The 20761-nt window shown below is 66.9% G+C and carries 24 protein-coding genes and 4 pseudogenes; 17 read left to right on the top strand and 11 right to left on the bottom strand.

The annotated features are described in order from the left end of the window. The first annotated feature begins 51 nt into the window (after positions 1–51). Entirely contained in the window at positions 52–579 is a 528-nt protein-coding gene (locus ACWDZ6_RS21370) for a TspO/MBR family protein (protein WP_451504100.1), read from the top strand. A gap of 844 nt (positions 580–1423) precedes the next feature. Here ACWDZ6_RS21370 and ACWDZ6_RS21365 read toward each other — a convergent pair. Next, positions 1424–1597, bottom strand: a complete 174-nt coding sequence (locus ACWDZ6_RS21365; protein ID WP_451504099.1) for a CsbD family protein — start codon at positions 1595–1597, stop codon at positions 1424–1426. Between the two features lie 345 nt (positions 1598–1942). Between ACWDZ6_RS21365 and ACWDZ6_RS21360 the strand changes: the two genes are divergently transcribed. Next, positions 1943–2353, top strand: a complete 411-nt coding sequence (locus tag ACWDZ6_RS21360; protein ID WP_451504098.1) for a hypothetical protein — start codon at positions 1943–1945, stop codon at positions 2351–2353. 22 nt (positions 2354–2375) lie between these two features. Here ACWDZ6_RS21360 and ACWDZ6_RS21355 read toward each other — a convergent pair whose 3' ends face one another. Further along, on the bottom strand, positions 2376–2762 hold the full coding sequence (locus ACWDZ6_RS21355) for a hypothetical protein (RefSeq protein WP_451504097.1): 387 nt from the start codon (positions 2760–2762) through the stop codon (positions 2376–2378). Positions 2763–3167: 405 nt separating this feature from the next. Here ACWDZ6_RS21355 and ACWDZ6_RS21350 point away from each other — a divergent pair, with 405 nt between their 5' ends. Together ACWDZ6_RS21350 and ACWDZ6_RS21345 are read left to right on the top strand one after the other, a co-directional pair. After that, entirely contained in the window at positions 3168–3323 is a 156-nt protein-coding gene (locus ACWDZ6_RS21350; RefSeq protein ID WP_451504164.1) for a DUF6131 family protein, read from the top strand. Between the two features lie 154 nt (positions 3324–3477). Beyond that, positions 3478–3849, top strand: a pseudogene (locus ACWDZ6_RS21345) (fatty acid desaturase); the annotation flags it as partial. Between the two features lie 67 nt (positions 3850–3916). On the opposite strand, the pseudogene ACWDZ6_RS21340 reads toward ACWDZ6_RS21345, so the two are convergent. Both ACWDZ6_RS21340 and ACWDZ6_RS21335 read right to left on the bottom strand, forming a co-directional pair. Then, positions 3917–4894: pseudogene (locus ACWDZ6_RS21340) on the bottom strand (SRPBCC family protein). A 6-nt stretch (positions 4895–4900) separates the two neighbouring features. After that, positions 4901–5641, bottom strand: coding sequence for a histone protein (locus ACWDZ6_RS21335; RefSeq protein WP_451504096.1), 741 nt, complete (start codon positions 5639–5641; stop codon positions 4901–4903). 488 nt (positions 5642–6129) lie between these two features. Here ACWDZ6_RS21335 and ACWDZ6_RS21330 point away from each other — a divergent pair, with 488 nt between their 5' ends. From ACWDZ6_RS21330 to ACWDZ6_RS21290, 9 genes are all read left to right on the top strand, one after another. Next, complete coding sequence (locus ACWDZ6_RS21330; RefSeq protein ID WP_451504095.1) at positions 6130–6720, top strand: RNA polymerase sigma factor; 591 nt, start codon at positions 6130–6132, stop codon at positions 6718–6720. Further along, positions 6711–7268 carry a hypothetical protein gene (locus ACWDZ6_RS21325; protein WP_451504094.1) on the top strand — a complete coding sequence of 186 codons (558 nt, stop codon included), beginning with the start codon at positions 6711–6713 and terminating at the stop codon, positions 7266–7268. The genes ACWDZ6_RS21330 and ACWDZ6_RS21325 overlap by 10 nt, the downstream gene beginning before the upstream one ends. After that, the gene (locus ACWDZ6_RS21320; RefSeq protein WP_451504093.1) at positions 7265–7750 is read left to right on the top strand and encodes an Asp23/Gls24 family envelope stress response protein; all 486 of its coding nucleotides are present in this window, start codon (positions 7265–7267) and stop codon (positions 7748–7750) included. Before ACWDZ6_RS21325 ends, ACWDZ6_RS21320 begins: the two co-directional genes overlap by 4 nt. Then, positions 7744–8079, top strand: coding sequence for a hypothetical protein (locus tag ACWDZ6_RS21315; protein ID WP_451504092.1), 336 nt, complete (start codon positions 7744–7746; stop codon positions 8077–8079). The genes ACWDZ6_RS21320 and ACWDZ6_RS21315 overlap by 7 nt, the downstream gene beginning before the upstream one ends. Before the next feature lie 91 nt (positions 8080–8170). Next, positions 8171–8671, top strand: coding sequence for an Asp23/Gls24 family envelope stress response protein (locus ACWDZ6_RS21310; RefSeq protein ID WP_451504091.1), 501 nt, complete (start codon positions 8171–8173; stop codon positions 8669–8671). Between the two features lie 162 nt (positions 8672–8833). Next, the gene (locus ACWDZ6_RS21305; protein ID WP_451504090.1) at positions 8834–9046 is read left to right on the top strand and encodes a DUF2273 domain-containing protein; all 213 of its coding nucleotides are present in this window, start codon (positions 8834–8836) and stop codon (positions 9044–9046) included. After that, positions 9018–9419: an Asp23/Gls24 family envelope stress response protein gene (locus ACWDZ6_RS21300; RefSeq protein WP_451504089.1), complete on the top strand. Its 402-nt coding sequence runs from the start codon at positions 9018–9020 to the stop codon at positions 9417–9419. Before ACWDZ6_RS21305 ends, ACWDZ6_RS21300 begins: the two co-directional genes overlap by 29 nt. Further along, positions 9416–9943, top strand: coding sequence for a DUF6286 domain-containing protein (locus ACWDZ6_RS21295; RefSeq protein WP_451504088.1), 528 nt, complete (start codon positions 9416–9418; stop codon positions 9941–9943). Before ACWDZ6_RS21300 ends, ACWDZ6_RS21295 begins: the two co-directional genes overlap by 4 nt. Continuing rightward, entirely contained in the window at positions 9940–10512 is a 573-nt protein-coding gene (locus ACWDZ6_RS21290) for a hypothetical protein (RefSeq protein WP_451504087.1), read from the top strand. Before ACWDZ6_RS21295 ends, ACWDZ6_RS21290 begins: the two co-directional genes overlap by 4 nt. A 1680-nt stretch (positions 10513–12192) precedes the next feature. Here the strand turns inward: ACWDZ6_RS21290 and ACWDZ6_RS21285 are convergent. The 3 genes from ACWDZ6_RS21285 to ACWDZ6_RS21275 form a co-directional block, all read right to left on the bottom strand. Further along, the gene (locus ACWDZ6_RS21285; protein ID WP_451504086.1) at positions 12193–12921 is read right to left on the bottom strand and encodes an ANTAR domain-containing protein; all 729 of its coding nucleotides are present in this window, start codon (positions 12919–12921) and stop codon (positions 12193–12195) included. Positions 12922–12926: 5 nt separating this feature from the next. Further along, positions 12927–13631 carry a GAF and ANTAR domain-containing protein gene (locus ACWDZ6_RS21280; protein ID WP_451504085.1) on the bottom strand — a complete coding sequence of 235 codons (705 nt, stop codon included), beginning with the start codon at positions 13629–13631 and terminating at the stop codon, positions 12927–12929. Positions 13632–13774: 143 nt separating this feature from the next. After that, positions 13775–14674, bottom strand: coding sequence for an RNA polymerase sigma factor SigF (locus tag ACWDZ6_RS21275; protein WP_451504084.1), 900 nt, complete (start codon positions 14672–14674; stop codon positions 13775–13777). A 740-nt stretch (positions 14675–15414) separates the two neighbouring features. Between ACWDZ6_RS21275 and ACWDZ6_RS21270 the strand changes: the two genes are divergently transcribed. Continuing rightward, a complete protein-coding gene (locus ACWDZ6_RS21270; RefSeq protein ID WP_451504083.1) occupies positions 15415–15693 on the top strand; it encodes a hypothetical protein in 279 nt (92 codons plus the stop codon). A gap of 121 nt (positions 15694–15814) precedes the next feature. Here the strand turns inward: ACWDZ6_RS21270 and ACWDZ6_RS21265 are convergent, their stop codons facing one another. After that, positions 15815–16036, bottom strand: coding sequence for a hypothetical protein (locus ACWDZ6_RS21265; protein ID WP_451504082.1), 222 nt, complete (start codon positions 16034–16036; stop codon positions 15815–15817). A gap of 73 nt (positions 16037–16109) precedes the next feature. On the opposite strand from ACWDZ6_RS21265, the pseudogene ACWDZ6_RS21260 reads away from it, so the two are divergent. Together ACWDZ6_RS21260 and ACWDZ6_RS21255 are read left to right on the top strand one after the other, a co-directional pair. Continuing rightward, a pseudogene (locus ACWDZ6_RS21260) lies at positions 16110–16797 on the top strand (type III effector protein). A gap of 205 nt (positions 16798–17002) precedes the next feature. Next, complete coding sequence (locus ACWDZ6_RS21255) at positions 17003–17173, top strand: hypothetical protein (protein ID WP_451504081.1); 171 nt, start codon at positions 17003–17005, stop codon at positions 17171–17173. Between the two features lie 271 nt (positions 17174–17444). Here ACWDZ6_RS21255 and ACWDZ6_RS21250 read toward each other — a convergent pair whose 3' ends face one another. After that, positions 17445–17651 carry a hypothetical protein gene (locus ACWDZ6_RS21250; protein WP_451504080.1) on the bottom strand — a complete coding sequence of 69 codons (207 nt, stop codon included), beginning with the start codon at positions 17649–17651 and terminating at the stop codon, positions 17445–17447. 634 nt (positions 17652–18285) lie between these two features. Between ACWDZ6_RS21250 and ACWDZ6_RS21245 the strand changes: the two are divergent. Continuing rightward, positions 18286–18470, top strand: a pseudogene (locus ACWDZ6_RS21245) (cold-shock protein); the annotation flags it as partial. Between the two features lie 33 nt (positions 18471–18503). On the opposite strand, the gene ACWDZ6_RS21240 reads toward ACWDZ6_RS21245, so the two are convergent. After that, entirely contained in the window at positions 18504–18692 is a 189-nt protein-coding gene (locus tag ACWDZ6_RS21240) for a DUF6381 family protein (protein WP_451504079.1), read from the bottom strand. 284 nt (positions 18693–18976) lie between these two features. Next, positions 18977–20704 (bottom strand): SpoIIE family protein phosphatase, encoded by a 1728-nt coding sequence (locus ACWDZ6_RS21235; RefSeq protein WP_451504078.1) that lies wholly within the window; start codon positions 20702–20704, stop codon positions 18977–18979. Positions 20705–20761: the final 57 nt, after the last annotated feature.

The raw sequence follows: 20761 nt of genomic DNA, 5'->3' as shown, positions 1-20761 counted from the left end.
TGGATGAGTGGCATGTGATCTGGGAGCAGCCGTTCGGGTAGCAGAGCTTGCATGAGGCTATTGAGCGAGCGGTCCGAGCCAGACAAGAGCGGCTGGAAGACTTACGCCGCCACGACCATCGCCACCGTTGCGACCGCCGCGGCCGGCTCCGCTGCCGTCGACGCGGACAGCGCCTGGTACCGATCCCTGTCCAAGCCGTCCTGGCAGCCGCCCTCGTGGGCGTTCGGGGTGGTGTGGACACCGCTGTACGCCAGCCTGGCCTGGGCCACGGGCCGGGCCTTGAACAACGCGCCGCCGGGGGAGCGGACATCGCTCGCCGCCACCACGGCGGTGAATCTCATCGTGAACGGGTCGTGGAACTGGCTGTTCTTCCGCAAGCAGAGCCCGGCAGCCGGGCTGCTGGCCACCCTAGCGCTCGATGTCAGCAACGTTCAGCTCATCGGCCGCGTCGTCCGGACAGACAAGACTGCGGCCGTCGCCCTGCTGCCGTATGTGGCCTGGTGCATCTTCGCGACCGCCCTCAACGCTGACTTGGCCGAGCGTAACTGCATCCGTCGGGGCGGGAGAGAGAAAGGGTAGAGGTACCGCGTGCCACGATGACCCCGGAAGCGTTCAGTCGTTTCCAGCCAATCGGGAGGCCGCACCGGCAAGCGCATTGGTTAGCCCGTGATGCACGCGGGATGAGCATCGAATGTCCCGTATAGGCACTTGTAGTACCCAACTCAAGGGACCAGCGCGTCGAGCTGTCGAGGTAGAGGCAGCACGATTTCGCCGGGGCGAAGCAGGGCCAGGGAGTGCTTCGTGATCCTCATCCTCGGACTCATCGTTCTGATCGCTGCGGTCATCTTCGGCACCGTCGGTGTACCGCAGGCGACGGTGCCCCCTCGCACTCACGGCGCCGTGGCAGTCACCGCCGCAGCCGGCGGTCGCGGAGTCCCGCGCGAAACGGCCGATGTCGGCCGTGAGGGGACTACCAAGCCTCGGGACAGGGCCGGTGAACACCCTGCCGTCAGGCTGTCTGCACTGGTTCGGTCACCTGCCCCGCGCCGCAGTGACGTGGGGTACCTGCGGCGCGCGACGTTTGCGCCGCCGCAGGTCCTCATTCGGCACCCAGGCCGGGGGCAGGTCGTCGCCCGGCCCAGACCCCGACCTCTCCGGGGGCAGCTTCTCCTTCGGTGCGCCGCGCGTCGACTGTCGCTGTGTATGAGCCGGGGTACCCGCCGGGAGATGCTGCTCGCCCCGGCCAGTCCGCTTCAGGTATCCACACGCTGGCGGGCTGGCGACGTCAACGAGGGGTCATGACGCAGCCGTGGTCGGCTCGCGACGGAGCAGCGGCCGCATCAGCACGACGGCAGCACATCCCGGCCAAGCCATGCCGGCGGATCCCGCAACTATCCTTCCGCACCGGTCCGCCAGGCCCATATCAGTGCTTGAACGCGTCCTTCGTCTTCTCCTTTGCCTGACGAACGTCACCTTTCGCCTTCTCGGCGCGGCCCTTGGTAGTCAAACCCTCGTTGCCTACCGTTCGGCCGGCGGTCTCCTTCGCCTTGCCCTTGGCCTGTTCCGTCTTGGCTTTGGCCTTCTCGTCCTTTGCCACGACACTCACCTCCCGGTTCGTCAAACTCGATGGATAACTTCCACCTCACCCGCAGATGACTCCGTAAAACGCATTCTACGGAGCCGGTCCGACCGGAAGAGGATTTGGTGACGTCTGAATTTTGGTGAACGTTCTCAGGCATGCCCCACATGGGCTTTGTAAAGGAATTTGCAGTAGCCGGGGCTGCTGCGGCCCCAGTCCGACAAGGCCGGATCTCCATGCTGGCCGTGTAGACGCTGACCAATGGGATTAGCAGTTCGATCTCAGGGGTAGACGCGGATCGTGCCGCCGGCTTGCCGGACAGCACGATCCCCCGGGGGGCGAAGCAGATCCAAGGAGTGCTTCATGATCCTCATCCTCGGACTCGTTGTTTTGATCGCCGCAGTCACCATCGGCGTGGTTGGCGTCTTCTCAAATAGCACGCACGGACTTACCGGAGGGTTCTCGGTCTTCGGCTACGAGGTCACGGGTTCCACTGGCACGCTCTTCCTCTACGGCATCGTTATCGGAGCGGCGGCTGTGCTCGGACTGGTCCTGCTGGTGATCGGCGCGCGGCGCGCCAGCCGGCGCAGCGTGTCCCGCCGCGGAGTCACCCAGTCACGTGGTGACACGCCCAATGTCGACCGGGAGCGCAATCAAGGCGATACCCGGGCTGCCGAGGCGACCCAGGCGCGGACGGAAGATCGCCCTGCCGCCGCGGGGCCACGTCACCGTGGCGGTCTGCACTGGTTTGGCCACCGGTCGGCTCCGCGATGACTTCGGGGACGGTTCCTGCCACCTAGCCGCCGCTCCGCTTGCCGGGCGGGTCCTGGGGGTCCACACCAGTCGCGGCGGAGGCGTCCTTGGTTCCGCTGGGACGCTGTGAGCGACCTCTGCGGCCCGTGTCGTGCTTGCCCTTCTCGCCAGAGCCCTTGCCCTGCTGTTCCCCGCGGCGGCTGGTGCTCTCGACGGTGTCACCGGGGACGGATTTCGACTCCTCCTTCGAGACCTTCCTGCCGCTGCCCTTCGCGGGGGCATGTTCATCCGGGTGGAAGGAGCGATGGGCGCTCGGGTTTTCCTGTTGTCGAGTCTCGTCCACATCTGGCGACCAGCCGTGCTGAGTGCCCTTGTGTCGGCTCGGCCCCTCGCCCTGTGAGGGGTGGGACGGCTTCGGCTGCTTGGGCATGACCTCACCTGCCTGTTTTCCGGGGTGCATACACGTGCTCTGCCGGTGATATCGAAATTCTCCCACCCGCAGCCGTGGCGGTCATATCAGGCCCGCAGGCGCTGCGAATGGGTACGGACCCGGCAGAGCGGCAGTCGCGCAGCCTGCCGTGGCGCGGCCCGGCATGACAAGGCTCGTTCTGTTTTCCGTCCAGAATCCTGGCACAGCACCCATGGTCCCGCCGATGCTTCCGAGACTGAAAAGCAGCTCAGAGATCGTCGGCCGTCCCCAATCGTCCATCTTCGCAATGCTGGCCAAGAGGCGCAGCGCTGGTCAGGGCGAGACCCGGGTTTGCCGTGTACATAGCGGGGAGCTGTAATGAGAGAGGGGGCGACCGCAGTGGGCGTTCCGTCACCGGAGGGCGTCATGATCATCCTCGGAGTCATTCTGCTCATCATCGGCCTCTTGGCCGGCATCGGTATTCTCTGGACCATCGGGGTCATCTTGGTCGCGATCGGGGTTCTGCTGTGGATTCTGGGGGCGGTAGGACACGCGGTCGGCGGACGACGGCACTACTGGTAACCGCGGCACTTGCATCAAGGTATTCGGCTGAGCAGTCGACGATGCCGTCCCAGCACAGCAGCGAACGTCAGCATGGCTCGGTCCTTCTCCGTCGCGCTGGGAACCGACCCACCGAGCGACGTGCTCACAGCCGCCGACGGAAGCTCCGGTCACGATGACAGCTCATGCTCCTGTTGGTCCCCCGCCCTCACAGGCGTCCGGCAGTGACTTCTCCGGACTGGCGAAGGAGATCGCCGAGGCCGGGCTGATGCGCCGCCGCCCCGGCTGCTACTCGGCCAGGTCGCCCTCCTCGCACACGACGTGGCCCACAGGCAGGTACTCCGGCTTCGCAGGGCCAGCGAACGGTTCGGCCATATCGCCGGGAAGAGGGGCATCGGGATGGGTGACGGCTGGTGTCAGGACAAGCACGCGACACCATGCCAAGCCCAATCACGAAAGCCTCGACCCCGACCTGGCCCCCGACCTGCTGGTCTGGTCGCAGCATCAGGCCCGCGCCGCCAAGGGACGTCCCCGGCTCATCGGGCGTTCCTGCCTGAATATCCGGCGCCTGCGGACCGCTCCCCGAATGCGTCATGATGCGTCGCTTTCCGGGATCATTCCTCCCGGTCTTCATCGGCGGGCTCGTCCTCCCACTCGTCTTCCTCGTCTTCGTCGCCGTCCTCCTCCTCTTCTCCTTCGTCCTCTTCCCCTTCCTCGCCGTCTTCCGCGGTTTCGTACTCGCCGTCATTCTCCGAGTCCTCGGCCTGTGCCGCTTCTTCCTCTTCCACAGCTTCGTCGTGCGACATGACGACTTCGCCGTCTCGGATCTCGCCGCGCCAGCCGTCCGGTTCTTCGTCGGTGAGGCTGACGTACCGCTGGAAGTGCTTGAAGTCCAGCCGCATCCGGCGGCCTTGGGCCCGCCACAGATTTCCGGTCTTCTCGAAGAACCCGGAGGGGTAGTACTCCACGACCAGGACGATCCGCGTCAGAGTCGGCGCCAGCTCGTGGAAACTGACGGCACCGCGAGTGCTGCCCTTTGCCCCTTCAGAGGTCCAAACAATCCGGTCGTCCGGGATCTGCTCCTGAACAGTCGCTTTGAAGCTTCGGGAGGAAGGGCCGACCTTGACCTTCCAGTCACTGGTCATCTCGTCGCTCATCGAGACATCGCGAACACCCTTGGTAAAGCTGCTGAACTCGTCGTACTGCGTCCATTAGTCGTAAGCCGTGCGAAGGGGCACTCCGACATCGAGGACCTCAATAATGTTCATGCTCTTGTTACCGCTGGACTTGCCCTTTCCCCCGCCGAAGACTTCCTTGGCCTTGTCCACAACGCTGTCCTTGACGCCTTTGGCCTTCTCGGACACGAACGCCTTCACGGGAGATTCACCCCCCAGGACGCGCGAGCCGATTTTGAGCAATGATCCGCCGTTATCGGCTACATCGGTGAGCTGACCCGTGAGGTCCGTGAGCTTGTCGCCGGCTTTCTCCGCGAGCCGCTCCACCTGTGAACCGAGGAAGCCGGACAGCGCCTCCCCCAGTCCGCCCGCCCCCGACTCCTCCGCCTCCGGCTGCTTCGTCTCCTTCGCGGCCATGGCGGGCTACCTCCGGCGATCGGCGCGCTTGGATGTCTTCTTCGCCGCCCCTCCTGAAGGCGCCGCCTTCTTTGCGGGAGCCTGCTTCCTGGCGGCGGACTTCTTAGCCGGAGCTGACTTCTTCGCGGCCGGCTTCGTCGCGGAGGACTTCTTCCTCCGAGCCGGCTCCTTCGCCGCTGCCCCGGAAGAACTCCGGGCAGACGGGGCCCTCTCACGCCTGGACGCGGTACCCCTCTCAGGCCGAGCCGGCTTCCGGGAGCTTCTCCGGCGCTGCGGGCGATCGGCTTCCGGTTCCTCCTCATCCTCCTCCGGCTCTTCCTCTTGCTCTTCCTCCTCCGGCTCCTCCTCTTCCTCTTCCTCGTACTCCTCCTCCGGCTCTTCCTCTTCCTCCTGTGGCTCCTCCTCTTCCTCTTCCTCCGGCTCTTCCTCTTCCTTCTTGCCGAGGCCGGCTGTGCGGTCGCGGAGCGTGTCCGCGAGCGTCCCCATGCCGCGAGTGGCAGCAGCTGTCATGGCCTTGCGGCCAGCCTCGAGGACCTCCCCCTTCAGCTGCTCCTGCAGTTCGGCGACCTGAGGGACCTCCCCCAGCCTGCGCATGCCCTCGGCAGCGAGCTGGCGCGGATCGAGGTCGAACCGCCTGCCCGCCACATAGGTAGCCACGCTCAGGGCCAGCTTGCCCTTCTTCGTACGGCCCAGCACGTATCCGCCGACTATGGCCGCGGCAAGAGCCACCTTGGTCTGATCGTCCATGCGCACGTCACCTTCATCGTTCCCTCGGGAACCCACCCGTGCCGCGCAACTGCTGCTGCCAGTGGTCTCTGCCCCCAACAGCGACGACAACAGCCGATTCTTCGAGCGCAACGAATGGGGAACTTAGTCCTGCTCACTTCGGGCGGGCCGACCATCCACAGCCCGGCCCGACGGGCGGTCGCCTCGGCACGAGAGCACTCACTCAATGCCGGTCCTGTACTCACCAGTCTCGCCCGAATCGTGCCGGTCGCATCATGAGAGGCACCTGCTTTCTGCCACGGAGGCGGCCCGGTGCGGCGGGAGGGCGGGGCTCCGGTCGCTGGACATCGCCGTCTACTGCAGCGGACCGGTGGACGGCAGATAGTTGATGTGTGCGTGACGATGGCTCGGCTTTTGTGTCCTTCTACTGCCCGCCACGGTTCGGCCGGTGTTCCAGCAAGTCCGAGAGAGGGGCCCGAGAGTATGCCGGGCGCAGGAAGGTTGTGCAGGTGACGTCGTCTGCCGGTGTCGGTTCACAGCCCGCCTCCCCCGCCCCGGAGGTGGTATTGGACGATGCCACGTTGGTGGTCCGCGCCCGTGATGGCGACATCCGCGCCTTCGAGGTGCTGGTGCGCCGCTATCAGGGACCGATGTACCACTTGGCACTGCACATGCTCTCCAACCGGAGCGACGCCGAGGACGTGGTGCAGGAGGTGTTCCTGACCGCGTGGCGGCGCCTGGGACAGCTACGGGACGACCCAGCGTTCGTGGGCTGGCTCTACCGGACGACGACCAACCGGTGCCTGAACATCATCCGGGCACGCAGACCCGTCGCGGAAGCTGACCTGGACAATCGCGAATCCGCCGAGGCGGCTGGATCCCCTGAGCGGGCGGCACAGGTCAGCGAGCAGTTGATCGCGCTCGCGGACGCTCTGACGCGGCTGACACCCGAGCAGCGGGCCTGCTGGCTGTTGCGGGAGGTTCACGGGCGCTCCTATGCGGAGATCGCGCGAGCAACGGGCACGACCCAGACGGCAGTTCGTGGACGCATAGCGCGCGCTCGAGCGCAGTTGGCGGAGGCGATGTCCCCATGGAAATAAGCGACGCCCAGGGCTACATGCTGCCGTGCGGCCGCGATATGGAGACCGTGTGGGAGCGACTCGCCCCGGTCGATACCGGCGTGGCTGACGCCCATGAGCTCACCTGCGAGTACTGCTCGGCTGCCCGGGAGAGCCTGGTGGTCCTGCGGGAGGTGACCGGCGAACTGGCCTCGGAGGAGACCGTGCCTTCGCTGGGCTTGACCGGCCGGATCATGTCCGCGGTGCGCGCAGAGGTCCGCCGTCACCACATGCTCGCGCTGCCCAGCACGGAGCCGGGCGGGCTGCGGATCAGCGAGCAAGCGGTGGCCGCGGTGCTGCGATGCGCCGCCGATTCCGTCGACGGTGTGCGCGCACGGCACTGCCGGATTGCCGTCACGGAGACGGAGGGCGCGGTGGAGGTGGCGATGAGCCTCGCGGTGGCCTACCGCAGGTTTTCCGCCGACGCTGTCGACGAGGTGCGCGAGCGGGTCCGGGCAGCCGCTGCGGCACGGGTCGGGATCACCCTGCTGCGTCTGGACCTGACTGTGGAGGACCTCTACGACGCATGACTACGCCCGGGATCGGGCAGCAGACCGTTGAGAGACTGCAGTACAAGGACACGGTGCTCGCCATGACAACGACCGTGCCGGACGACAAGGCCGGGGTTCCCCGCACCCAGTGGGTCATAGCCGAGCCCGTGATCGCCGCAGTCGCCGCCCGAGCCGCTGTCGGCGTCCCTGGTGTTGTTCGGCTCGAACCCGGCCTGACCGGGCTCGCCTCCCAGGTGACCCGATCAGCACGCCAGAGGATCCACGGCCTTGCCCCGGCCCCGACCGAAGGTGTGAAAGTCACGGCCGACCGCTCAGCCGTACCACCGATACGCCGCGTGTCCGTCGGCCTGGTCACCTCCGGGCAGGACCAGGCTGTGGCGGTGGGACGGGCCGTTCAGCGCGAGGTCACGCGCGCGGTAGCCGATGCCACGGGCCTCACCCCGCAGGCCGTCGTGGTGTCGATCATGGACATCGACGTGTACGGGACCGGTGCGTGGTGACACCGCGAACAGAGACGACGCGTGCACTCCTGGCCGTCCTGGGCAGGATCCCCGGCCTGCGCCCAGCGACGCCCTCCACCACCCACATCGGCTCACGCGTGCCGTGGAACCTCGACACCTTGGCCGTGGGCATCGACGACGAACTCATCGAGATCCGCGTCGTCGCCCTCGCCCTCCCCCTCCCTCCGATCCTGCGCGAAGCCGCGGCCGCCCTGCACGCGGCGCTCAAGGACACCCGGTGGAAGGACGCCGGGCTGCGCCTGGTCGTCACCGACATCGACGCCACCGCCCTCACTCCTCTCGGTCACGCGAGTGACGCGGGTGCCTGAGAGGGCCATGACGTTCTCCCCTGCCACGGGTCCTTCAGGTGTGACGAGCGCGGAGCTGCCTCGTCCAGACCTGGAAACCGAGGAGAGCACCATGACGAACCCGTCCACCGCCAAGAGTGCTGAGCACTCCACTTTCGGCGCTGGTGACGCGGACACGAGCGCCAGCAGCGCACCGGAAGTTTCCCCTGCACAGGCGTCCGGGCAGGGCTCCACCACCATCGCCGACGTCGTCGTCCAGAAGATCGCCGGGATCGCCGCCCGCGAGGTGCCCGGCGTATACGAGCTGGGTGGCGGAGCGGCACGGGCGTTCGGCGCAGTCAAGGGGCGGATCCCCGGAGCCTCCGCCAGCGCCGGACAGGGCGTGTCCGTCGAGGTCGGTCAGAAGCAGGCGGCCGTGGACCTGCAGATGCTGGTCGAGTACGGCGTGGCCATACCCGAGCTGGCCAAGGACGTCCGCAACAACGTCATCGACTCCGTCGAGCAGATGACCGGCCTGGAAGTCGTCGAGGTCAACATCAATGTCAATGACGTACACCTCCCCGCTGACGACAGTGACGGCGACGACCAGGGCACCGGCGACCGCGTTCAGTAGCCGCCGGCCCGGCGCCCGCACGACGCTTGCGTCATCCACGGTGCGCACGGGGAGCCTCGCCACGGGATCCATGCGGCGCAAGGGCCATCTGCGCGACGCGCCACCCGACTCACTGCCGCACGGCCACGTCAGGGCAACGTACGGGCACCAAGGAGAATTGACATGACGTCCACTCAGATGGGGCTGCTGACAGGACTCGTACTCGGCCTCGCCGCCGCATTCGGCGGCTTCTATGCCTTCCTCATCGTCCTCGTTCTCGGGACGGTCGGGCTGCTGGCCGGGCGCTACCTCGACGGCAAACTCGACCTCGCCCAATTCACCGGCCGTGACAGGGGCGGCGACTTCCATGGACACCGCGACCACCACGTCCGTTGAGACCGAGAACGATGCGGCGCAGCGCGGCAGCACCACCATCTCCGAGCGCGCCGTGGAACGCATCGCCGCCCGGGTGTTGACCGAAACCGAACACATCGGCGGAACAGCCGGCCGGATACTCGGCATAGCGGTCCCAGGGGAACACGCTGATCACGCGGCCCGGGTCACCGCGAAGGTCAGTGGCGATTCAGTTGCGGCGCTCGACGTTCATCTCTCCGTCGTCTATCCGGAATCCGTCGCCCACACCACCGAGGACGCCCGCGCACACTTGGTACGCCGCATTGCGGACCTCACCGGTCTGACCGTGACCCGCGTCGACATCACCGTCACTGCACTACGCGCTCCCGGCTCCCCCACCAGGAGAGTCCTATGAAACGTCGGCCCCGCCGCACGATCCCCGCCACTCTCACCGCGCTGGTCATGCTCGCCGCCTGCGTCCTGATCACCATCTCCGCCATCCAGCTGATCACCGGTCAGAGCCCGCTCATCAGCTACCGCTCCGTCACCGACACCCTTCACAGCATCCACTGGAACGACACCACCATTCTCATCGCCGGCGGCACATTCACCCTGCTCGGGCTACTCCTGCTGCTCGTGGCACTCCTGCCGGGGACACCGACCGTTCTGCCGCTGGCCGGGGACCTGGACGCCGGCGTCACAAGGCGCAGCCTGGGCCACGCCCTGCAAAACACCGCCGCGAGTGTCGACGGGGTCACCAGAGCACAGCTGAAACTAGGCCGCCGCACGATCGTCGCCCGCATCCGCACCGACCGGACCAACACCGCGGGACTCAGCGATGCCGTCCGCGCCGCCCTCGATCAGCGCCTCGACCAGGTCACCCCTCTCACCCGTCCGGCCACGAAGATCCAGCTCCATGCCACCAGGAACGCACCATGACCAGCCTCAACCGCCCGGCCCGCCTCAACCGCACCCTGCTCGCCGTCTTCGGCGTCCTCCTGCTCGGCTCGGGCTCCTTCGCCCTGGCGGCTCACTTCGGCCAACTCACCTTCCTGGATTCGGGCGCCACACTCATTCCCGCCGCCACCAACCCGCCCACCTGGGTGCTGTGGGTCACCGCCACCACCGCAGTCATCGTGGGTCTGCTCATCCTGCGCTGGCTCGCCGCGCAACTTGCCCGGCGCCCCAAAACCCACACCTGGCACTTCGAGCAGAACCCCGATCAGGGCAGCACCGAACTGGCCGCAAACACTGCCACCGCCCCCTTCCTCAGTGAAGTCACCACCTACCCCGGCGTCCACCACGCCCACGCCACGCTCGCCGGAACCCGCCAAAACCCCGCCCTCGCAATAGTGATCAGCACCGAACAAGACGGTGACCTGACCACCATCAACCATCACCTCAACACCCACGGGCTGCCCCGGCTCCGTCAAGCACTCGACCTCGACACCCTCCCCTTCACCGTCGAATACCGCTTCACCACCCACACCGGCACCCGCGCACACTAGCCCTGGGATCAGCTGGCCGGGCCGTATATCTAAGACCACGGGTGACTGCCGACTGCATTCCGCTCGGCGTACGCAACCCGGGGCGCGGCTGGCACTCGGACGGCCTCGCGCCACCGCAGCTGTGTCCTGAGCCAGCGGCTGAGGACGACGCCGGGCCGGCCAAAGACGCTGCTACACGCTGGGCCGCGCGGGCGCTTCCAGGGCGGCCTGAAAAGCTGCCATACAAGGCATGCAGTGCCGGTCCGTGCGCCGCTCAACGCTGTCGACCGCGGAGATCATTCGCTGTCCGCACAGGGTGGCCGCCTTGTTGGCAACCACGACGTGCCACACCAGTTCTTCGCCCTCCGGGGATTCCCCCACCCACATTTCGTACATGATCAGCTTCTCGGATAGACGGCTACGACGGTTCCATCGGAGCACGTCCTGGCCTCGGTAGCGTCCTCAGTGAGCCAGGGGGGTGACGAAACTGTGGTGGTCGAGGCACGTACGGGCCGGCGCTTCACCGTCGCCCAGCGGCCTTGGGCCTGCTAGGACTTACGGCCCCAACCTTCATGCGGTAAGTGACTCCTCCCCGCCCTGAAGGACGGGGCTTCTCGAGCGCCTGACCCTGCCGGAGGGTGGGCCGCACATTCGCCGCAGCGCATGGAGTTCTGGCGAGCGAGCTGCAGCCGTTGGGCAAAACGCCGCTCAGGGGCGGAGCTCGCTCTGTCCGGCTGATCACGGCCCCGGCGCCGGGAGCGGTACCGGGCGCCGCTGACGGCACTGGGCCAGCCGTGGGGACCGAACCAGTGCACGCGTCGGTTCCCCAACGACGCTGGCCCCGGAAAGACACGGCCTCACGCGATGGTCCCCATCCGCTTCAAGTTCATCAGACCTGTTGGGTCCACCCCCCAACGGTCCCGCTTGCTGCTCCTGCGAGGGCTGTCTTTCTCCGACGCTGCTGCGCTCGGCCGGTCGGGGCGCTTTGGTTGAGGGCGCTGCAACCCGCGAGTAGACCCGCATGGCACAGGTATCCGGCCATCGCGTACCCCGCTGGCCCGGACAAGCCACTCCTGGCCCAGGAAGTCTCTGGACCCGCGATGCCTGGCACCGGGGACAAGCAGGGGCCAGGGTCTCCGCGCCGGCGTCCAAGGTCTGCCGGTGCAGGAGAGGGGACAGAGGCCGTACCGCTGCCGCCATCAGTCATTCGGCACGAGTGCCGTCCAGGATTGCCCGACGAGCGCCGGTGCCCTCGCGCGGATGCAGCACGTGGCATGTCTTCGCGTAGAGCCAGGGCATCGGCGCGGGGGACTGCTCAAGGACCGCAGGAAGTATTCCCGGGAGCAGAGAAGCCCCGCGTCCCGGCCTCTCTTCTCGTTGGGGTGCTTCGGAGTTGCGGACCGTGGCCCTGTCCAAGGACCGCTCCACCCGTCGGCGCCGCCCCGAGGGGCTCACCACTCCTGGAACGTGGTCCGTCGCCTCGTGGCGGCTGAATCCGCCATCGCGCCGGGAGGCTTGCGGATCCGGAACACCACCGGTGTCACCGCACCGCCAGGATGAAGCGGGCCGCAAGTTGCACCACGAGCATCGGGCGGACTGCCTGGTGAGCGAGTCGAGGGGGCTGCTCCCACGCCCGTGTCGCTGTGCGGGCGAGGAACGGTTGGCCGAGGCGGTCGGCGACACCGAGTGCCTTCTCGGTTTCTACGGGTGTTGGATGTTATTGGTGTTGAGGGTCTGATCGATGATCTGGCGTGCGCAGTCGGAGATGCGTAGCTGGTGGGCACGGGCGTAGGTGCGCAGGGCGGTGAAGGCGGTCTCGGGGTTGGTGTTCCAGCGTTCGGCGAGGATGCCCTTGGCTTGTTCGATGAGAATGCGTGTGGTCAGAGCGCGTTGTAGTTGCGCCTTCTCTGTTTGCTCTTGGTCGAGGTCGCGCTGTTGCAGGAGGGCGATGGTGGCGACGTCGGCGAGAGCCTGGGCGAGGGAGGCGTCTTGCGGGCTGAGTGGTTGCAGGCTGGTGTGGAACACGTTCAACGCCCCTACGGCGCGGTTGCGCAGGCGGAGGGGGAAGACGTGGCTGGTGTGGAGGCCGCTTTGGCGGGCACGGGTGGCGAAGGCGGGCCAGGCGCTGGTGGCGGTGGGGCTGTTCAAGTCAATGTTGGTGCGTGCGGTCCCGGTTCGGTAGCACTCCAGGCAGGGGCCTTGGTCGTGCTGGAGGGCGAAGAGCTCCAGCAGGTGTGTTGCCTCGTCGGAGGCCGCGATGGTCTGCAGGGTGTCCTTCTCGTTGGCCAGAAGGATGCCGGCGGCGGAGACATCGAGCAGGGTGACGCAGTGTGCGCACAGCTGCTCAAGGAACTCGATGAGGTCGAAGTCATCGATCAGTGAGTCAGCAACTTGTACGAAGACCGCTGACACTTGCTGTTCGCGGGACATGGAAGTCATCCCCTCGTCTCGTCTGGTGAATCGGATTCGGGTCCGTCGGCGTTCAGACGAAGGCGTCGAGACACGATGTCCTCGGCAATGTCGATGATGGACCTGTCGTGGCTGTAGGCATAGGCGCGAAGCCGCAGCAGCGCCTGGCCGAGTGAAGTGTTGAGCTGGACGCTGAGCATGCCGGTCGCTTGGTGAACGACTGCGCGGTGCAGTTCGCTGTGGGGCTGCGCATCAACCCAGGAATCGAGCTGTACGCCGTCACCCCCGAGGAACTGAAGCGTGAGTGCCGCTGCCAGTCCCAGGGCGTCGTCCATCTCCTGTCCGGTCATGGGCCCCGGGGTGGAGCGCAGAGCAGTGAGGACTCCGACGGTGATGCCGCCGAGGGACAGGGGAAGACAGAACAGGGCCTGTATCGGCAGGTGGGCCATGGCTGGGAGCAGGTTGGGCCATCTGTCGGCCGACAGCGCGGATACGTCGTGCTCCAGAGCGAGGAGGCCTGTGCGGACGGCGTCCGGGCCGGGTCCTTCGCCGAGCGTGAATTGCAGGTCCTCGAACAGCGCGCCTGTCTTGCCGGAGGCCCATAGCTGCTCGGTGACGTGGCCTCGGAGGGACAAGGACAGTGTCAGGTGATCCATGCCAAGGACGGAGGCGCAGTCATCAGGGAGCCGAGGTCTGGCTTGTGCGTGCAGGAGGCGCAGGATCGCGGTCATTGCAGGACTGATCACTGGCGGCCACCCTTCTCTGCTAATTGGAGCCGGCGCCGTGACCGATGTCCCCCTGCTGAAGCGGTCACGGCGCCGGCCCCCTTCCCCGGTGTCGCTGACGGCCCCCAAGGTCCCGGCGGTCCACCCGCCTAGTGGTCGGTGAGCATGCCGGTGCGGAGCTGCGTCAGGATGCGGGAGAGGAGGCGCGAGATGTGCATTTGTGAGCAGCCGAGCTCCTGGCCGATCTCGGACTGGGTCATTTCCTGGCCGAAGCGCAGTTGGATGATGCGGCGATCACGTTCGCCGAGTTGCTCCAGGAGCGCGGTGAGGGTCTGAACGTCTTCCACGAGCTCCATGGCGGGGTCGCAGCTGCCCACGGTGTCCCTGCACGTGCGACTGCGCTGGTGGACGGGACCGTCGTCACTCTTGTCGCGGGGCGTGTCGAGGGAGCCGGCGGTGTAGCCATTGGCGGCGACAAGCCCGTCGATGATCTCGTCCTCGCGCAGCTGCAAATGCTCTGCGAGTTCCTTGACGGTGGGCTTGCGACCGAGGTTGCTCTCGAGTCGCTCTTTGGCCTTGGCCAGGTCGATACGCAGTTCCTGAAGTCGGCGCGGAACATGCACGGCCCAGGTGGTGTCACGGAAGTGCCGCTTGATCTGTCCCACGATGTAGGGGATGGCGAAGGATGTGAACTCGACGCCGCGTGACAGGTCGAACCGGTCGATCGCTTTGATCAGTCCGATGGTGCCGACTTGGATGATGTCTTCCATCTCACCGCCGCCGCGGTTACGGAACCGGATGGCGGCGAAGCGGACCAGGGTCTGGTTCATCTCGATGAGTGTGTTGCGGGCGTACTGGTACTCGTGTGTGCCTTCTTCCAAAGACTGAAGCTGATCGAAGAACAGCTTCGACAGCGCGCGTGCGTCGCCCGGTGCGATCTTCGCCGTGTCCTCGATCCATGGCAGCGAACCGGTGAACGAAGGAGCCTGGGTGGAGGGACTTGCGGTCGGCGGTACGGACGTTCCTGTCGGCTGCGTGAAGATGGTCACGTCACTACCTTTGCCGTGGGGTACTGCAGTGGGCACGCCTGTCGATTCGGCTTCGGAGGCAGAGGCCTCCGGTAAACGAGGGGCGAGCCGACGCGTGGCGCAGCAGTGACCCGGCCTCGCCCCCACGATTGCTGCAGATGCCTGTGTGACGGGGCGAAGTCCCCGCAAGGCGGGAGTGCCAGTGGGAAATAGACGTTCTGGACCGGTTGCTGCGGTGTCCTCTGCCAGGCCGCGCACCATTCAACGTGTCGAGATCCCGCGTGCCATGCGCCATGATCTAGACCCCCACTGTGGCCGTATGGTCAGGGTCGCCGGGGGCTCGGGCTTGTTTCCAAACTAGACCCTGTACACGCACGATGGCTAGGCACTCAGAGATCAACGGCGGGCGGTGCGGAAAGCCCGGCAGCCCCGGCGTTGGCCGTCCGACCACGCCAGCCAGCCGCCTTGACCTTCCAGCCACGGAATGTCGAGACATTCATTCTCCACTCCAGCGCCCTCTGCCGGCCGGCAGACTGTCACGGCCTGGTGCAGGCGAACGTGTTCTGTACTCCCGTGTCGTTCGCGGGCCGCACCACGCACGCTTGCCGTCGACGCACTCCTGACCCGGTGGCAACTAGCCATCTTGTCCAGGCGGTACAGGCTGACGTGGGGCGCTAGCCGCAACCTTCGGGCAGGACTACGCTGTTCGGTGAGGCCCCGGCCCCCGGCAGCGATGACTTGTTCCGCTCCGGGAGGCCGCAGTGTCCGCCTTGTTTCTCATTCTCTTCGCGGCCCTGAGCGGCCTCGGCTTCCTCAATCCGATCTGGTGGGTGGCAGCGGCCGTGTTGATCTTCGGGGCCGTTCACTACAACCGCGGTGGGTACGGACGCCGGGGCCACGGCGACGATTCCGACTACGGTGAGTACCGGGACTACCGCGATCAACAGGACCGCTGGGACCGCCGGTACAGCCGACAGCGTCGTGGGCGCTGGAACCGTGAGGATCGCCGGGACCGTCAGGACCGCGATCATCACAGGTGAGCAATGGGATAGCGCTGTATCCAGGCGTTCCCGGGTGAGTTTCGCTCAGGCCGTCCGCGACTGTCGGCGACGACTGCGCTGCGAGGTGAGCACGACGCATGGGAGCGTGTGTGCCGGCGTGTCAGTGGGTCGGGCGTCGGCGTGAGCGCAATGCCGATCGCACGGAGAGGTACCCCACGTCTGCGACGAGGAGCAGTACGCCGATGGAGAGCCAATACAACATGCCCGCGACGGCCCCGCCGATGATGCCCAGCACGATCGCCGGCAACGTCGTCCGGCCGTTCGCCGTCGTGCTGGACACGCGCAACCGCTGGCCGGACCTCTTCTCCAGGTGGCTGTCCATGCAATCAGCGTCTCCGAGCCAACCGTCAAAGCCCATAGGCGAACCAGCACACAACCTTCAGAAACACGCTCGTATGCTGCGGCACCACGGTCAGCTGACCGGCGCGCCAAGCCCCCGCGCCCGCGGTCTCACTCCCACGTCCTTCCTCGCCGCCGCCGCGGCGCTGAACACGATCCACGAGGCCCTGCGCACCGCCCAGACACTGCGGGATGGGGAGTTGCGCGAGCCCGTCCAGGCCGACTCGGAGCAGGCAGTTGCTGCGCTCCTGCTGCTCCGCGAATCACGCGATCAGCTCGCCGAGTGGGAACCGGGCCTGATCGAAGAGGCCCGGGAAGCGGGCGCCAGCTGGGCCGACCTCGACCACCCCCTCGGCGTTTCCAGCCGCCAGGCCGCCGAACGCCGCTACCTTCGCGTACGCCCCGGAAGTCCGGGGTCCACGGGCGAGCAGCGGGTACGGGTCACCCGCGACCGCGCCGCCGACCGCACCGTCACCGCCTGGGCCCGCGCCCACGCCGCGGACCTGCGCCAGCTCGCCGGCCAGATCACCGCGCTCACCGACCTCCCCGGCGCCGCCCGCACCCCTCTCGTCGAGCTCACCGCCGCCCTCGCCGACAACGACGCCGCCGCCTTCGTCGGCCCCCTGACGGACACGCACGCGTATCTGGCGTCCGACCACCCCGACCTCGCGGCGCGCGTCGATGACGTCGCCCCGCCACACCGACCGGCTCCGTCGGCACAGCGGCGACCAGCGCCGGAACTGAGCGTGATCTCCGCGACTTCGGGATCTTCCCACTCGGTCCGCGGCAAACCCTGCACCCGAGCCCTCCCCGGGCCGGGCGCGCACCGTGCCCCAGCGGCACTGGTGCCTAGCCCTTTGCGCCACCGCGGGCGATTCGCGACCGCCATCGCCACGTCGGCCGCCACCATGGCTCCCGTACACCGTGGCGATGTCGAGGAGGGCCCTGCATGTTCCCCGACCATCACAGGCTCAAAGGCGGCGCGCTGCAGTTGGGTGCGCCCGGTCCGGGCGCGGTCGGTCCGTTCGGCACTTGGCCGGCCGACGGCCAGCAGGACGACAACGACCGCCAGGAGCGCCAGGACCTTGAGGCGGTGACCGGGGAGGGCTCCGCGCGTTGAGGAGACGACGGGAAGGCGCCGGCGCCTGCGCCGCTCGTTGCCGGCGAAGGCCCCGGCTCTTCGCAGGTTCGCATCCAGGAGAGCCCCTGGAGATGGTCGATCGGTCCGCGCGCGCTGGGCACTCACGGTTACCGCCGCGTTGAGATAGGTGTCGTTGCGCAGGGAGTTCGAATTCCGGCTCCGGCACGAGGCCAGCAGGCAGACGCGACTTGTCGCGAGGCTTTCAAAGACCTCGGCATCCGCCATCGTCGTCGCGGATCGCGCTTAAGAGTCAGCCGGGGAGCCGGGTGCGCAGGAGTTGCTGGCCCAGCTCGGCGCCCTTGTGGCTGTCGGCCTGCGCCTTGCGGAACAGCTCTGCGTCCTGAATGTAAGTCTCCTTCCGCAGAGCGTTGCTCAGCCACGCCTCGACGTACCAGATCAGGTTGTAGTCCTTGCCCTTGGTACCGGTGGCCTCACCGGTCCCGCTGCTGCTGCTCATGGTGCCTCCCTGAGCGTTGGAGACGGGCTGCTGTGCCCGCCGTACGACCGGCAGGCCGCATGCAGCGGACTGCCGCCTGCATTCGCCATGGCGGTTGGGCGAACCCCGGCCCTCTGCTTGAAGGGAGCAGTCGGCCAGGGCAGCCCACTGGGAGGAATGAGACGGTAACCGTGCCGTGGCACGATGCCCTCTCAGCGGCACTGGGCAAGGGGCCGCCGTTCACACCAACGGCTCTGCTACCTCATGGCACCGCGCATCTCCCAGGTCCGGTTGCTAACGGGCTCACCTCGCCGCCGCCATCTATCCGAAGGACGATCTGCCAGAGCGGGCCGCTGCGAACAGGAACTAGCCCAGCAACTGCTGTGCTGGAGTGGCTGGAAACGCGGCCCGCTGGTGCACTCCGGGCCGGTGGCCGGTCGATCGAGCGGAAGCCCTGCCTCCGGTAGACCTGCTCCGCCTGCAGCCCTCTGAGACCCTGGGTTGGTGCGACGGGACTGGCGGCCCGGTATTCGGTTTGGGCAGCCGGGGTGCAGTGACCTGACGCGCAATGAGCGTGTCAGCTATCCAGAGCCTCTTCAGGGACAGGACCATCACAGCACAACGCGCGCACCACAGACCCATGAAGGAGACCAAAATGGCCACCGGCACTGTGAAGTGGTTCAACGCGGAAAAGGACTTCGGCTTCATCGAGCAGGATGGCGGAGCCCCGACATGTTCGTCCACTACTCGGCCATCGCCCGTACCGGGTACCGCGAACTCAACGAGGGCCAGAAGGTCGAGTTCGATAGCACCCGGTCGGCGGTTCCGCCCGGGTATGAGACGAAGAGACTGCGGACCGGTCGACGAGGTGCTCTACACCATGGGGTCCAGACCCGGGCCCGTTCCGCCTTCCCGCTGGATCTTCTCCTCCATCTGGCGTGCCTTCTCCCGCAACTGCTGGCGCTCCTGCGGGTCGGTGGCCCGGTCCGCCGCGTCCTTCAGCTCCTGCGCCTTGGCACGCATCTGCTGGGCACGGTCGCCACCTTCACCTGCAACACTCATGATCGCTCCTGGATCTGTTCGAAGAGGGTCCCATCAGCGAACCACCACGTTTTGGGTCCGGCATCTCAGCCAGTTACCCAGTGCTATCCCTGCAGTTCGATGCTTCACCCGTTCAGCCACAGGTCAGGGCAGGGGGGTCCGCCGGTTGCGTTGGAGAAGGCCGCGGTCGCTCCCAGCGCCCCAGCGGGTCCGAGGATTTCTCGGCCTTCACCGGGGTCGACCCGCAGGATCCGGAAACCGGCCATTCCGGACGGTGAGAGCACCCGCCAAAGACGTCAATCCGTTCAGCCGGCAGTAGGTGTACGCAGGGCCAGGAAGGCGACGTCGTCGTCGTTGTCGTCCGGACGGGCTTGAGCCAGCAGGGAGTCGCTGAAGGAGTCCAGCGGACGGTGGGCCAGGGAAGCCGCGTGCCTGCGGAGTCTGTCCATGCCATCGTCGAGGGTGTAGCGGCGGGATTCGATGAGTCCGTCGGTGTAGAGCACGAGGGTGGACCGGGGCGGCAGAGTGAGTACGGCATCCGTTCGGGGACTCGGGCCACCGGTGCCGAGCAGCATGCCGTGCCCACCGGTCAGGAATCGTGTTTGGCCGTCGTGGGTGATCAGTAGTGGTGGTGGATGACCTGCGTTGGTCCAGTGCAGCTTCCAGAATCCCTCGTCACCCCTAGTGAGCCGAGCCAGGATCATGGTGGCCATCGGCTCCTGGGCTATGTGCATGACGGCTTGGTCGAGGTGTGTGACCGCTGTACTGGGCGAGCCGGGATGCGTCCAGACAAAGGCGCGCAGCATGTTGCGGATCTGGGCCATTCCTCCAGCGGCATCGAGGTCGTGGCCGACGACGTCGCCGATCGCCAATGCGGTCGCGCCGTCGGTCAGCGAGAAGGCGTCGTACCAGTCCCCGCCGACCTGGGAGGCATGCGGAGCGGGCACGTACCGAGCTGTCATCTGCAGCCCCGGCACGATCGGCATCTGGGGCAACAAGTGCCGCTGCATGGTCTCGGCAACCTTGCGTTGCCTCTGGTAGAGGCGTGCGTTGTCCAACGCCAGGCCCGCCCGCCGGGTGAGGTCCTCGAGGAGCGGGAGATCAGAGGTGGTGAAAGGTTCAGGGCGGTTCGAGCGGCCGAGGGTCAGTGCGCCGAGCACTTCGCGCAGTCCACGGATCGGGGCGATGGCGGCCGAGTGCATGCCGGTCTCCGTGAAGAGCCGTTGCTGCTCGACGGCGATGCCGGAATCCGGCGGTCCCTGGTACGTGGAGGGGCTGGCGATGGTCGAGGCGGCACCGCGCAAAGCCCGTGACAGAGGCATCGGTGATTCTTGCGGCACCGGAGGCATGGGCCCTTGCAGGTCCGGGCGCTCGACCAGGAGCCCATCCGCGTGCTGCATGACCAGCGTACGTCTGACCTCGTCCACCTCGGTGATCAGGTCGACGACCGCCCAGTCCGCGAGCCGGGGCACCGTCAGTGCAGCCAGGCGATGCAGCGCCTCGTCCACGTTCAGCGTGGAGGTGAGCTGTGTGGTCGTCTCAGCGAGCAGTGCAAGGCGGTCCAGTTCCGTCAGCCTCTCGGACTCCTCGGCTTCGTCCTGGTGGGCTTCTGGCACATCCTGTGGCTGATAGAGCAGTACCAGCGCGCCCGATGCTCCGGCGTCAAGACCGTAGGGCGTGATGAGCCAGGCCAGGCCGAGCACCGTGCCGTCCCCGCAGGTGAACCAGTCAAGGTCGCAGTGCCTGGTGCTGTGCGAGAGGAGGGCCATACGCAGCCCGCAGCGGCTACGGGGCAATGGGTGCCCGTGCCTGTCGCGGTGCAGCAGGTCGTGAGCGTCCCGGCCGACCAGGTCGTCCGCGGACCGGTGGAACAGCTTCTCGGACCGCCCGTTGGCCGCGACGATGATCCCTTCGCCGTCCACGACAAAGGCGGCTGCCGTGATGTCCTCGAAGACATCGCAGAGCATCGCCGTAGCCCCCGCCAGACGATCCTGAAACGCGGCTCCCCCGGCATCCGGCACACCGGTGTCCATACCCCTCCTAGCTCTGGCCCCTCCCTCTCTGTTTACCACCGCACAAGGATTAACACC

It is taken from the genome of Streptomyces sp. NPDC002926 (genome assembly GCF_053591755.1).
The sequence above is the reverse complement of the archived record's forward strand: the minus strand, read 5'-3'. Positions and strand labels throughout refer to the sequence as shown.

Excerpts from the sequence above, each read along its gene's own strand:
- ACWDZ6_RS21370 (WP_451504100.1), top strand. The coding sequence starts at position 52 with ATGAGGCTATTGAGCGAGCGGTCCGAGCCAGACAAGAGCGGCTGGAAG.
- ACWDZ6_RS21360 (WP_451504098.1), top strand. The coding sequence starts at position 1,943 with ATGATCCTCATCCTCGGACTCGTTGTTTTGATCGCCGCAGTCACCATC.
- ACWDZ6_RS21355 (WP_451504097.1), bottom strand. The coding sequence starts at position 2,762 with ATGCCCAAGCAGCCGAAGCCGTCCCACCCCTCACAGGGCGAGGGGCCG.
- ACWDZ6_RS21350 (WP_451504164.1), top strand. The coding sequence starts at position 3,168 with ATGATCATCCTCGGAGTCATTCTGCTCATCATCGGCCTCTTGGCCGGC.
- ACWDZ6_RS21335 (WP_451504096.1), bottom strand. The coding sequence starts at position 5,641 with ATGGACGATCAGACCAAGGTGGCTCTTGCCGCGGCCATAGTCGGCGGA.
- ACWDZ6_RS21325 (WP_451504094.1), top strand. The coding sequence starts at position 6,711 with ATGGAAATAAGCGACGCCCAGGGCTACATGCTGCCGTGCGGCCGCGAT.
- ACWDZ6_RS21320 (WP_451504093.1), top strand. The coding sequence starts at position 7,265 with ATGACTACGCCCGGGATCGGGCAGCAGACCGTTGAGAGACTGCAGTAC.
- ACWDZ6_RS21310 (WP_451504091.1), top strand. The coding sequence starts at position 8,171 with ATGACGAACCCGTCCACCGCCAAGAGTGCTGAGCACTCCACTTTCGGC.
- ACWDZ6_RS21305 (WP_451504090.1), top strand. The coding sequence starts at position 8,834 with ATGACGTCCACTCAGATGGGGCTGCTGACAGGACTCGTACTCGGCCTC.
- ACWDZ6_RS21300 (WP_451504089.1), top strand. The coding sequence starts at position 9,018 with ATGGACACCGCGACCACCACGTCCGTTGAGACCGAGAACGATGCGGCG.
- ACWDZ6_RS21295 (WP_451504088.1), top strand. The coding sequence starts at position 9,416 with ATGAAACGTCGGCCCCGCCGCACGATCCCCGCCACTCTCACCGCGCTG.
- ACWDZ6_RS21290 (WP_451504087.1), top strand. The coding sequence starts at position 9,940 with ATGACCAGCCTCAACCGCCCGGCCCGCCTCAACCGCACCCTGCTCGCC.
- ACWDZ6_RS21285 (WP_451504086.1), bottom strand. The coding sequence starts at position 12,921 with ATGTCCCGCGAACAGCAAGTGTCAGCGGTCTTCGTACAAGTTGCTGAC.
- ACWDZ6_RS21280 (WP_451504085.1), bottom strand. The coding sequence starts at position 13,631 with ATGACCGCGATCCTGCGCCTCCTGCACGCACAAGCCAGACCTCGGCTC.
- ACWDZ6_RS21265 (WP_451504082.1), bottom strand. The coding sequence starts at position 16,036 with ATGGACAGCCACCTGGAGAAGAGGTCCGGCCAGCGGTTGCGCGTGTCC.
- ACWDZ6_RS21255 (WP_451504081.1), top strand. The coding sequence starts at position 17,003 with ATGTTCCCCGACCATCACAGGCTCAAAGGCGGCGCGCTGCAGTTGGGT.
- ACWDZ6_RS21250 (WP_451504080.1), bottom strand. The coding sequence starts at position 17,651 with ATGAGCAGCAGCAGCGGGACCGGTGAGGCCACCGGTACCAAGGGCAAG.
- ACWDZ6_RS21240 (WP_451504079.1), bottom strand. The coding sequence starts at position 18,692 with ATGAGTGTTGCAGGTGAAGGTGGCGACCGTGCCCAGCAGATGCGTGCC.
- ACWDZ6_RS21235 (WP_451504078.1), bottom strand. The coding sequence starts at position 20,704 with ATGGACACCGGTGTGCCGGATGCCGGGGGAGCCGCGTTTCAGGATCGT.